Annotated in this window: 9 protein-coding genes; 4 read left to right on the top strand and 5 right to left on the bottom strand. The window is 72.3% G+C overall.

What is annotated here, in order from left to right; all coding sequences use genetic code 11:
• The first annotated feature begins 74 nt into the window (after positions 1–74).
• On the top strand, positions 75–818 hold the full coding sequence (locus ADL25_RS26860; protein ID WP_107116710.1) for a DUF4142 domain-containing protein: 744 nt from the start codon (positions 75–77) through the stop codon (positions 816–818).
• A gap of 94 nt (positions 819–912) precedes the next feature.
• Here the strand turns inward: ADL25_RS26860 and ADL25_RS49145 are convergent, their stop codons facing one another.
• Both ADL25_RS49145 and ADL25_RS26850 read right to left on the bottom strand, forming a co-directional pair.
• The gene (locus ADL25_RS49145; RefSeq protein WP_059130410.1) at positions 913–1,839 is read right to left on the bottom strand and encodes an LAETG motif-containing sortase-dependent surface protein; all 927 of its coding nucleotides are present in this window, start codon (positions 1,837–1,839) and stop codon (positions 913–915) included.
• A 312-nt stretch (positions 1,840–2,151) separates the two neighbouring features.
• Positions 2,152–3,156 carry an FkbM family methyltransferase gene (locus ADL25_RS26850; RefSeq protein ID WP_059130409.1) on the bottom strand — a complete coding sequence of 335 codons (1,005 nt, stop codon included), beginning with the start codon at positions 3,154–3,156 and terminating at the stop codon, positions 2,152–2,154.
• Positions 3,157–3,458: 302 nt separating this feature from the next.
• Between ADL25_RS26850 and ADL25_RS26845 the strand changes: the two genes are divergently transcribed.
• A complete protein-coding gene (locus ADL25_RS26845; RefSeq protein ID WP_059130408.1) occupies positions 3,459–4,436 on the top strand; it encodes a sporulation protein in 978 nt (325 codons plus the stop codon).
• A gap of 158 nt (positions 4,437–4,594) precedes the next feature.
• On the opposite strand, the gene ADL25_RS26840 is transcribed toward ADL25_RS26845, so the two are convergent.
• Positions 4,595–5,326, bottom strand: a complete 732-nt coding sequence (locus tag ADL25_RS26840; RefSeq protein WP_059130407.1) for a L,D-transpeptidase — start codon at positions 5,324–5,326, stop codon at positions 4,595–4,597.
• Positions 5,316–5,819 carry a SigE family RNA polymerase sigma factor gene (locus ADL25_RS26835; RefSeq protein WP_059130406.1) on the bottom strand — a complete coding sequence of 168 codons (504 nt, stop codon included), beginning with the start codon at positions 5,817–5,819 and terminating at the stop codon, positions 5,316–5,318. The genes ADL25_RS26840 and ADL25_RS26835 overlap by 11 nt, the downstream gene beginning before the upstream one ends.
• A gap of 281 nt (positions 5,820–6,100) precedes the next feature.
• On the opposite strand from ADL25_RS26835, the gene ADL25_RS26830 reads away from it, so the two are divergent.
• A complete protein-coding gene (locus ADL25_RS26830; protein WP_059130405.1) occupies positions 6,101–7,945 on the top strand; it encodes an alkyl/aryl-sulfatase in 1,845 nt (614 codons plus the stop codon).
• 52 nt (positions 7,946–7,997) lie between these two features.
• Here the strand turns inward: ADL25_RS26830 and ADL25_RS26825 are convergent, their stop codons facing one another.
• A complete protein-coding gene (locus tag ADL25_RS26825; protein WP_059130404.1) occupies positions 7,998–9,341 on the bottom strand; it encodes a helix-turn-helix domain-containing protein in 1,344 nt (447 codons plus the stop codon).
• Positions 9,342–9,837: 496 nt separating this feature from the next.
• Here ADL25_RS26825 and ADL25_RS26820 point away from each other — a divergent pair, with 496 nt between their 5' ends.
• Positions 9,838–11,079, top strand: a complete 1,242-nt coding sequence (locus tag ADL25_RS26820; RefSeq protein ID WP_059130403.1) for an amidohydrolase — start codon at positions 9,838–9,840, stop codon at positions 11,077–11,079.
• Positions 11,080–11,090: the final 11 nt, after the last annotated feature.

Below are 11,090 nucleotides of genomic sequence, written 5' to 3'. Positions count from 1 at the left end.
ATTTTGCCTCGGGGAAAGGTTCTTGGTCCCCGCTGTACCCGTACCTCCGGGCGTCGGAACAACCAGGAGGTGCCATGCGCATTTCGCGGAGCGCGGCCGGAACCCTTTTTGTGGTCGGCGCCCTGACGCTGACACTGACGGCTCTCGTCTATCCCTCGATGCTGGGCGTACAGACCGTGTCCAGCTCCCCGGCGCGCGTGATCGCCACCACCCCGTCGGGACCGCTCACCGAGGCGGACCGCGACTTCGTCGTCAAGGTGCGGGCGGCCGGCCTGTGGGAGTTCCCCTCCGGAGAACTCGCCCTGAAGAAGGGCACGACCCCCGCCGTGCGCACCGCCGGTCAGCACCTGATCAACGGACACGCCAACCTCGACGCGACCTGCCGGAAGGTGGCCACGCAGCTGGGCATCACGCTGCCGAACCAGCCGAGTCCCCAGCAGCAGGGGTTCGTCGCGACGCTGACCGCGGACCAGGGGAAGAAGTTCGACCAGGACCTGGCGAACATCCTGCGCGTGACACACGGCCAGATCTTCCCGGTCATCGCCAACATCCGCGCCACCACCCAGAACACCCTGGTCCGACAGCTGGCCGACCAGGCCAACGACACGGTCCTCGACCACATCACGGTCATGGAGCAGACGGGTCTGGTGAACTTCGACTCGGTCCTGTTCCAGGAGACGACCCCGCCGAAGCTCCCGAAGAGCAGCATGACCCCGCCGGCCCCGGCGCCCGGCGAGCCGACGGTGATCCTCTCGCCGCCCGCGGGATTCACCCCGCCGCCCTCGACAACACCCTCGCCGGCCCCCACCACGGGCTGAGCGCGCTCACCGTACGCAAGAAGGTGGGCCCGGCGCTCTCCGGGGGAACAGAGCGCCGGGCCCGTGGAGGATGGTCACAAGGACGCCGCGGACGTCACGCCCGGGTTCGGGACGTACGGCGCCGTGTGGCGAGCGCGATGCCCGCGCCGGCCACCACGAGGACCGCCGCGCCGGCGGCGATCGGCAGCGCGTTGCCGCCACCCGTCTCGGCGAGATCGCCGGGCGGGGTGGACGAGCCGCCGTTCGTCGTCGGCGCCGCAGGCGCGCTGGACTCGTCGGCGGGCGGGGTGGAGGCGGACGGCGAGGCCGGGGTCGCCGGGCCCGACGCGGGCGGGGTGGTGGCCGGCACGGAGGCGGGCGGCGTCGAGGCCGGCGGCACCGAGGCGGGCGGCGTGCTCGGCGGCTGGGCGGTGCAGTCCTTCGTGCCGCCGTTCCAGGAGGCGATCAGCTTGTCCTTGATCACCGGGCGGTCCGGGCCCTTGGGCAGCTCACCGTGCTCAAAGCCGTCGTTCGCGCCGAGGTTGCCGTCGTACTTCACCTTGCCCCGGTACAGGTCGATCTGCGCGAAGCAGCCCGCGTCCGGCACCGAGATGTCCAGCGAGTCGGTCGCACCCCGCTCCACCGTCACGGAGTCGAAGTCGTGGAAGACCTGCAGACCGGAGGTGTTGAAGGTGGCGCCGTGCGCCCGGTACGAGGCGAGCGAGGCCGTGCAGGTGGTCGCGTCCCCTGCGGCGCGCACCTTGATGTGGATCTTGCCGTCCTCGGTGGGCTTGAGGTTCTGGTCGTCGACGCGGACCGAGTCGGTGAAGGCGCCGCCGTCGAGCGAGAACTGGCAGTGGTCGGCCTGGGTCACCGTGCCCGGGCCCTTGCCGGACGCGTAGCCGCGACCGCCCTTGTTCCAGCCGTCGCCGCCGGGTGTGCCCCCGGCCCACGCGGCGCCACCGGTGACGGCGGTCAGCGTGAGCGCCGCGGCGCCCGTCATCAGCAGCCGGCGTACGGTGGCACGTCTGGCAATGGACATGCGTCCCCCCACATTCATGAACCGGGACCCGGGCAGGGGCAGCGGGCAGCGCGGAGCCGCCGGCACCGTGGCCGGGAAAGAGTGGTCGAAGAGAAACACCGGGCTCACTGGTCACATGAGCCACAGTTCGAGCACATAATCGATCAACCGGAATGCACTGTCAACCTCGTTGAAACCATTACTACTTGACGGCCCATCACATTTGGGCCCGCACAAGGAATCGGTTGCTCCGGCAGGCGGCGCACGACGAGTGGTGCCACCTCCCCCGGGCCCGGACTCCGTCCTCGCGTCCCGGGCCCGGCGACCGTCAGATCACTCCGGCACGGCCGCGGCCCGCGCCATCACGCAGTCGAACTCCACCACCCGTCCCGTGGACGCCTCCCGAGTGACGGGGTACATCCCGGTGATCTCGAAGCCCCGGCTCTCGTACTCGGCGACGGACTCCTGCATCCGCGGGCTGCCCTCGTACAACCGCAGCAGCGCAACCTCCGACTGAAGTCCGACGAACTCACCGGCCCGCTCACCGGCCCCCGCGAAAACCTGCAGGTCGTAGCCCTGGGTGTCCATCTTCAGATAGGGACGCGGGTGGTCGATGCCGGCCATCGCCTTGTCCATCACCCCGTCGAGCCGGCGGATCTCGATCTCCTCCGTCTGCGACTTCGCGAACCGGTGGTAGCGGTCGCGGCCGTAGTCGCTCGGCGGCAGCACGGAGTTCATGGTGTTCCAGGCCGTGTGGATGGACATGGTCTCGTCCTCGCGGCCCAGCCCGAAGGGGTACACCGCCCAGTCCGGGTCCCCTTCCGCGGCCTTCTCCAGCTTGGCGAAGGCCGCGGCCGTGGGTTCGAACGAAACGATGCGTCCGGCGTAACCGTGCCGGCGCAGCCGGCGTGCGTACTGACCGGTGTTGGCGCCCACGTCGAACACGCAGTTCACCTCGTACCGCGCGAGCAGCGCGGCCACGTGGTGGGCGCACAGATACTCGGCCGCCGCCAGCTGGAGCCCGCGTTCGTCGGCAGCCGCCCGCGGGTCGAGCACCAGGTGCCCCCCGCTGCTTCCCAGCCGCACGCTCTGCCATGCGCCGTCCGGCGCCTCCGGCTCCCCGGCGGACCCCCGGGTCACCAGCCACTGGTCCGAACCCACCTGCGACACCGCGTACGGGCGGCGGCCGGTCCGGGCCACCAGATCCGCGCCCGGCCCCACGGGAAGCCGGGCACGGGCTCCGCGACGCGAGACGACCGCCTCGCCGGGGCCGAGGTCGACCACCTGCACCCCGAGTCGGGGGAGCAGCTTGAGCAGGCTTCGGTAAAGGGTCCGCATCAAGCCACCCTGCCAGAGGCAGGCTCGAACACTCCACCGAGTGAAGTTAAATTCCTCACAGTGGTCACGAACGCCGTCGACCCGGGAGCGGGCGCCGCCCCGGTCCGGGCGACGACCCTCGGCGTGGCCCGCTTGGCCGAAGTCGTCGCACTTACGAATGACTTACGCCCCTCGCCTAGCGGGCCGGGAACTTCGCCGCCTTCACCGTCGGTTCAAAGGGGCGACGGCTCGGCGTACGGCACTCCCGGGCGCCGGCCGGCGTCGAAGGACGACAGTGCGACCAGTGAAGGAGCGACACCGGCATGGTGTTCAAACGGCTGCTCGGGGCGATCGGGGTGGGCGGTCCCGCGGTGGACACGGTGCTTGACACCGGCGTGGCACTGCCCGGCGGTCCGCTGTCCGGGCAGGTGCATCTGCGCGGCGGCGACGCGACCGTGGAGATCGAGCACATCGGGCTCGAGCTGGTCGCGCGCGTGGAGGCCGAGCACGAGCAGGGCGAGAGCGAGGGCACGGTCGCCTTCGCCCGGTTCACGGTCGGGGGCGGCTTCCGGCTGGGCGAGGGGGAGCACCGCAGTGTGCCGTTCGGCGTGACGCTGCCGTGGGAGACGCCGATCACCGAGCTGTACGGGCAGCAGCTGGGCGTCGTCCTCGGTGTGCGTACGGAGCTGGCGGTCGCCGGCGCCAAGGACAAGGGCGATCTGGATCCGCTGGCGGTGCGCCCGCTGCCGGTCCAGGAGGCGGTGCTGGAGGCCTTCGGCCGGCTCGGCTTCGGCTTCCACTCGGCGGACCTGGAGTACGGGCACATCGGCGGCACGGGACAGCGTCTGCCCTTCTACCAGGAGATCGAGCTGACCCCGGCGCCGCAGTACGCACACGCGGTCGACGAGATCGAGCTGACCTTCCTCGCCGCACCCGAGGGCGTGGAGATCGTCTTGGAGGCGGACAAGCGGGGCGGTCTCTTCTCCTCGGGCCATGACGCGCTCGCCCGCTTCACGGTCGGTCACCAGGACGTCCACACCCGTGACTGGGTCGCGGACCTCGACGGCCGGGTCCGGCAGCTGGTCGAGCACCGACCGGCCCACGGGGCGCACGACCCGTACCCCGGTCACGGCCGCCACGGCGATCACCACGGCCACCACGACGGGCATCACTCCGGACCCGGTATCGGCACGGCGGTCGCCGCGGGCGCGGCGGGGCTCGCCGTCGGCGTGGTCGGCGGTCTGGTGGCGGCCGAAGTGGTGGACGAGATCGGGGACTTCTTCGGGGGGGACGAGGACTGACCCGTCCGCACCACGGCCTCCGGTCCTGATGGGCGCCGGCCGCGCACGCCCGGTGGTGCGCGTGCGGCCGCTCACTCCCGGGGCGTCGATCGGCGCGCAACGGGCCTTTGGCCGCTCGGTCCGAAAAGGACGAGCGGCCCGACCGGCCCCTCACGGGATCAGGGGGTGCCGGTGCCGCCGAGGAAGGAGACCGTGCCGGTCGGCGTCGGCGCCGCGGGCGCGCCGCGGAACTCGGTGGCCCCACGGAGCGGGTCGGGCGAGGACCCGCCGGCCTCGATCTCGACCACGTCCCCCACACGCAGGTGCCCGTGCAGCCACTTCGCGTTGACGAGGTCCAGACCGATCCAGCCACTCGTCACGTCGTAGTGGCCGGGAGCCTTGGCGTTGTACACCAGGCCGCCGAGATAGGTCGTGGTGCCGTCCACCCCGCGGAGTTCGACCACCCAGCGGACCTTGGCGCGGTAGGCGCCCTTGAGTCCGACGTCCTTGCCGGGCACCGTCTTCAGGTTCGCCAGAGCGGTGACCGTCATCCGTCCGGTCGGGGTCTGGGCGCGCACCGTGCCCGCGGAGACGGGAAGTTGACGCCTGCCGATGGTGAGCGTCCGCCGGCTCAGGTCCACCGTCGCCGCGGGTCCCGCCTGGGCGCTCGGCGCGCTCGTCGGCATCGAGGCCGGGGAGGTCCGCGACGGAGGTGTGTCCGCTCCGGTGAAGCCCAGCAGGGCCACGACGCCCAAGGCCGCCGCGGCGGAGGCACCGGCGATCGCCGCGGCCGTACGACGGCGGTGACGGCGCACGCCCGCACGGCGCCGGATCTCCGCACCGGGGACGGGAGGCGGGGCCTGGCCGGACTCGGCCAGTGCCCGCAGCCCGGCGGTGAGGTCATCGGACACGGTCGTCCTCCCTCTCCTCCTCGCCGACGGCCAGCTCTCGCGCCAGCGCCGCCCGGCCCCGGGACAACCTGGCCTTGACCGTCCCCACCGGGGCACCGGTCTCGGAGGCTACCTGCTCCACACTGAGGTCGCACAGATGGTGCAGAACCAGGGCCATCCGCTGCGGCTCGGGCAGTTTGCGCAACGCGGTGACGAGCGCGGTCCGTTCGGGGCCGGGCCCCGGAGTGTGCTCCAGCGGCGGAGTACTGCGCACCAATTCGAGCCAGCGCCGCGCCCGCCGCCAGCGGCTGACCGCGAGCCGCATCGCCACGGTCCGTATCCACGCCTCGGGCGCCCCGTCGGCCAGGAACTCCCGACGCCGGTGCCAGGCCCGTACGAAGGCCTCCTGCACGACGTCCTGCGCCTCGCCGTGATCCCCCGTGAACGCGTAGAGCTGGCCGGTCAGCCGTGGGAACGCGGTGGCGTAGAACGCGTCGAACTCGTCTTCGGTCATGCCCCCGCCACGCTCTCGGTCATGCCCCCGCCACGTGCTCGCCCATGGCCCCGCCTCACGTTCCTGTGACGTTCCGGACTTCGTGGTGCAGACCGGTCGTCTCGCCCGTGCGTAAAGGTCCCGTACGTCGCACATGGAAACACACCACGGGGGCGCGCCGACGAGCCGCGGAGCCGGGGGCGGGCGTCCGGGCCCCGTCCGGGCGGGCGGGCCGGTCCGCGGAGACCTCGAACGGGCCTCCACCACTGGCCTCCCGCATCCCCGGCCCGGAAGCTGGGCCCATGGACGCCGCGCCCCATGACGGTCTGCCGCCCTTCGAGGACCGCACCGACTTCGAGAACGCCGACCGCGGGTTCGTCTCCGCCCTCGTGCCAGGGGTGGTGACGGCCGACGACGGGCGGGTGGTGTGGGACGCGGACGCTTACGGATTCCTCGACGGCGACTGCCCCGCCACCGCGCACCCCGGTCTGTGGCGGCAGTCGCAACTGTGCGCGCGGCAGGGGCTTTACGAGGTGACCGAGGGCGTCTACCAGGTGCGCGGGCTGGACCTGGCCAACATGACCCTGGTGGAGGGGCACGACGGCGTCCTCGTCGTCGACCCGCTCGTCTCCAGCGAGTGCGCGGCGGCCGCCCTCGCGCTCTACCGGAGGCACCGCGGGGAGCGGCCCGTCACCGGGCTGATCTACACCCACTCCCATGTGGACCACTTCGGCGGTGCCCGCGGTGTGCTGCCGCCCGACGCGGAGTGGGGCGTGCCGGTCCTCGCACCCGTCGGATTCCTGGAACACGCCGTCAGCGAGAACGTGTTCGCCGGACCCGCGATCGCCCGGCGAGCCGACTTCATGTACGGGGCATCGCTGCCGAAGGCGCCCGACGGGCAGATCGGCACGGGGCTCGGCTCGACCGTGTCGACCGGTACGGTCACCCTCGTTCCGCCCACCGTCGACATCACGCACAGCGGGCAGACCGAGGTCGTCGACGGGGTGCGGATCCTGTTCCAGCTGACCCCGGGCACCGAGGCTCCGGCCGAGATGAACTTCCTCTTCACCGAGCAGCGCGCCCTGTGCCTCGCCGAGAACGTCACCCACACCCTGCACAACATCCTGACCCTGCGCGGCGCCCTCGTCCGCGACGCCCGGATCTGGTCCCGCTACCTCGACGAGGCCATCGACTTCTTCGGCGACGCCTACGACGTGGCCTTCGCCTCCCACCACTGGCCGACCTGGGGACACGAGAACGTCGTCCGGCTGCTCGCGGAGCAGCGGGACCTGTACGCCTATCTGCACGACCAGACGCTGCGGCTGCTGAACAGCGGGCTGACGGGACCGGAGATCGCGGAGGAGCTGCGGCTGCCGCCCGCGCTGGAGGCCGCCTGGCACGCCCGGGGCTACTACGGCTCCCTCAACCACAACGTCAAGGCCGTCTACCAGCGTTATCTGGGGTGGTACGACGGCAACCCCGCGCATCTGTGGGAACATCCGCCGGTCCCGCTCGCCGAGCGGTACGTGGAGATGGCCGGCGGCCCCACCGCGATGCTCGCCGCCGCACGCCGGTACGCCGACGCCGGGGACCTGCGCTTCGCGGCCACCCTCCTCAACCACCTCGTCTTCGCCGAGCCGGGCGACGAGGAGGCGAGGAGGACGCTGGCGGGCGTGTACGAACGGCTCGGGCACGGCTCCGAGAACGGGCCCTGGCGGAACATCTATCTCACCGGAGCGCAGGAGTTGCTGGCGGAGACGGGCGGTCCCGCCGTCACCACCGACTCGGCCGAGCTGACATCGGCGCTCTCCGTCGGCATGCTGCTGGATTCCCTCGCTGTGCGCATCGACGGTCCCCGGGCGGCGCGCGAGCCGCGACTGATCATCGATCTGGTGGTGATCGACGAGCAGCGCCGGCACCGGATCAATCTGGAGCACGGCGCCCTCACGCACCGCAGCCTGCCGCTGCACCGCACCCCGAGGCCGCAGGCGGGACTGACACTCACCCTGACCCGTCCGGAACTGCTCGGTCTGTTCGCGGGCAAGGGCCTTGCGGGCATCGGAACGGAAGGGGACCGTGAGCTGCTGAAGCGGCTGTTCTCCCATGTGTCCCGACCGGACCGGGGGTTCCCGATCGTCACGCCCTAGCGTGTCCCGCCGCTCCCCGGTCCGCGCCCCCCGTTCCGGTCGCAGGCCGTCGTCAGAGCGGTGGCTGCGCCGGGGCCGGACCGAGGGTCGTCGTACCGGGCGCGGTGCGGTGGCCGAGGCCCGTGCGGTAGGCGTCGAGGGCGGCCTCCACCCGGCCGGTGCGGCGCAGCAGATCGCCGAGCAGTCGGCACAGGTCCGCGAGGTCGCCCGCCGCGCCCGCCCTCTCCAGCAGGCTGAGCGCACGCACATAGTGCTCCTCGGCGGCCTCCGTGTCCCGGGCGTCCTCCGCGATGATGCCGAGGAGGCGGTGCGCGGCGGCGGAGTGCACCGCGCCGCGCTCGGGGCCGATGTCGCCGAGGACGCCGTGCAGCAGTTCCGCGGCCTCCTCGGACCTGCCGCGCCGGTGCAGCACGTCCGCCAGCTCCACCGCGACCTGACTGCTGTAGAGGGCGGCCCGCTTCTCGGCGAGCATGGCGAGAGCCTCGCGCAACTCCTTCTCCGCGCGCTCGAGTTCGCCGTTCTGGACGTACAGATATCCACGCATCCAGTGGCAGTTGGCCAGTTCGGTGCGGATCTGCAGCTGCCGGTACAGCTCGGCCGCCTTGGCGAGGGAGGCGTCCGCCTCGGCGACCCGGCCCTCCGCGAGGAGCGTGCGCGCCACGGATCGGTGCATGCGTGCGACGAGTGCCGGGTCGCCGACCTGGGGCGCGAGGGCGAGGGCGAACTCGGCCGCCTGGGCGGCACGCGCGTGCGCCCCCATGTCCATGTAGGGGCCTATGGCGCTCGCGTAGAGCAGCAGGAGGGCGTCCGGGTCGTGCAGTCCGGAGCGGTTGAGCTCGTCGAGCGTCGACTCCAGCAGGTAGCAGGCGTAGCGGAGTTCCCCGGCGAGGTAGTGGGAGACGGCGCGGCCGCGCAGGGCCGGGACCCGGCTGGGCAGCGGCGAGTCGGCCAGGCTCTTCTCCGCACGCTCGAAGTGCCGCCGCGCCACCGCCAGATCGCCGACGTCCAGGGCGCACTCGCCCAGTCCGAGCTGCGCGGCGGCCTGCTCGGCGTCGAGGCCGTGCCGCTCGGCCTCGGCCAGCAGTGCGGCGTACTGCTCGGCCGCCGCCTCGGCCTCCCCGGTGGCCAGGGTGCGCTGTGCGTCGGTGAGCCCGAGCCGCAGGGTGGTGGCGAGATGGGCGGGGCGCCCGGTGGCCAGCTCGTCGAACTCGACACCGAGCCGATCGGACAGATGCCGGAGCGCCTCGTCGGAGGGACGGACGCGTCCGGCCTCCAGGGTGGAGATATAGGCGGGTGTGTACGCGGGCTCGGCCAACTGCTTCTGTGTCATGCCGCGTTCGCGCCGCAGTTGCTGCACCCTGCGCCCGATGATCCCCGGGTCGTCTCGCTCCGCCATGCGATTAATCATGCCAGTAAGCACAGTTATCGAGCCCGGTTTCTTGACCAGAGGTCAATCTTGCGTTCGAGGGGCCCAACTTGCCTTGGCGCTCTTCCGGTTCGGCCGTCCCACCCCCTACGTTAGAAGCGCTTTAAGCTTGCTTAATCCGTCGCTGTCATTGCGAGGTCGGTTGCCGTGCTCGGACGCCTTTCCGTTCACCGCGGACGTATTTCGCCCCGCTACGCCAGAGGACTCGCCGCAGCCGTCGTGGCCGTGGCCGCCCTGATCACGGCGGCCAACACGGGCCCGGCCAGGGCGACAGAACCACTGCCCGCCCAGCACGTCGCTCAGGACTCGCGCTGAACCGACCGGACAAGGCGGGCGGCGACGGGACAACCCGGGCGACGGCCGCCGGCGGAGACCCCCCTCCCGCCGGCGGCCACCTTCTTCAAGTGCCGAGTTGAGCTTCGACAGCCTCGACGCCGGTGAACGGCCCGGCGCATACCCTGGCCCCGTGACCTCTCCCGCCGCACGTACCGCGCTGGACCTCACCGCCGACCTCCCGACCGCCGCCCTGGAGGAGTGCTACCGGGATCTGCACCGCCACCCCGAACTTTCACTGCGTGAGCACCGCACCGCCGGGAAGCTCGCCGAACTTCTGCGCACGGCCGGCTACGACACCGCCGAGGGCGTCGGCGGCACCGGGATCGTCGGAGTGCTGCGCAACGGCGACGGGCCCACCGTCCTGCTGCGCGCCGACATGGACGCGCTTCCGGTCGCCGAGGAGACGGGTCTGCCGTATGCCTCGCAGGTACCGGGCGTGATGCACGCCTGCGGGCACGATCTGCACGTCACCTGGCTGGCGGGGGCGGCCGGGGCGCTGGCCGCCGGGCGCGACGCCTGGTCGGGCACGCTGGTCGTGGTGGGCCAGCCCGCCGAGGAGAGCGGTCAGGGGGCCCGCGCGATGGTCGCGGACGGTCTGTACGACCGCGTCCCGCGCCCCGACGTCCTGCTCGCCCAGCACGCGGCCCCGGGCCCGGCCGGTCTCTACGCGCACTCCCCGGGACTGATCCTGTCCGCGTCCACGGACGTGGACATCGTCGTGCACGGCCGGGGCGGTCACGGCTCGCGCCCGGAGTCGACGGTGGACCCCGTGGTGACGGCCGCCTACCTCGTCACCCGGCTGCAGACCGTCGTCAGCCGCGAGGTCGCGCCGCGTGACGCGGCGGTGCTGACCGTGGGCCGGATCGAGGCGGGCACCGGCAACAACATCATCCCGTCGCACGCGCGCATCGCGCTGAACCTGCGCACCCAGTCGGCCGGGGTCCGCGACCGGATGGTCGCCGCGATCCAGCGCATCGCGGCGGGCGAGTGCCTGGCCGCGGGCTGTCCGCGCGAGCCCGAGGTGACCGTCGGCGCCGACTTCCCGGTCACGGTCAACGACGCCGACACCGACCGCCGCGTCACCGCCGTGCACGGTGAGGTGTTCGGCCCGGGCACCGTCTTCGACCCCGGCCCGGCGATGGGCAGCGAGGACTTCTCCGAACTGGCACCGGACGGCGTCCCGTACGCGTACTGGTTCGTGACCAGCACTCCGGCCGCGGTCTGGGAGGCGGCGCCCGGCGCGGACCTCATGGAGAAGTTCGCGGCGGTGCCGAGCAACCACAGCCCCCGCTTCGCGCCCGACCTGTCCACGGTCGCACCCGGCGTGCGCGCCATGGTGTCGGGCGCGCTGGCGCACCTGTCGCCGGCCTGACCGCGCCGTCA

Origin of the sequence: Streptomyces sp. NRRL F-5122, assembly GCF_001507435.1 — a bacterium.
GTDB classification, from domain to species: domain Bacteria; phylum Actinomycetota; class Actinomycetes; order Streptomycetales; family Streptomycetaceae; genus Streptomyces; species Streptomyces lannensis.
The sequence above is the reverse complement of the archived record's forward strand: the minus strand, read 5'-3'. Positions and strand labels throughout refer to the sequence as shown.

Coding starts and splice junctions, on each gene's coding strand:
- ADL25_RS26860 (WP_107116710.1), top strand. CDS start 75: ATGCGCATTTCGCGGAGCGCGGCCGGAACCCTTTTTGTGGTCGGCGCC.
- ADL25_RS49145 (WP_059130410.1), bottom strand. CDS start 1,839: ATGTCCATTGCCAGACGTGCCACCGTACGCCGGCTGCTGATGACGGGC.
- ADL25_RS26850 (WP_059130409.1), bottom strand. CDS start 3,156: ATGCGGACCCTTTACCGAAGCCTGCTCAAGCTGCTCCCCCGACTCGGG.
- ADL25_RS26845 (WP_059130408.1), top strand. CDS start 3,459: ATGGTGTTCAAACGGCTGCTCGGGGCGATCGGGGTGGGCGGTCCCGCG.
- ADL25_RS26835 (WP_059130406.1), bottom strand. CDS start 5,819: ATGACCGAAGACGAGTTCGACGCGTTCTACGCCACCGCGTTCCCACGG.
- ADL25_RS26830 (WP_059130405.1), top strand. CDS start 6,101: ATGGACGCCGCGCCCCATGACGGTCTGCCGCCCTTCGAGGACCGCACC.
- ADL25_RS26825 (WP_059130404.1), bottom strand. CDS start 9,341: ATGGCGGAGCGAGACGACCCGGGGATCATCGGGCGCAGGGTGCAGCAA.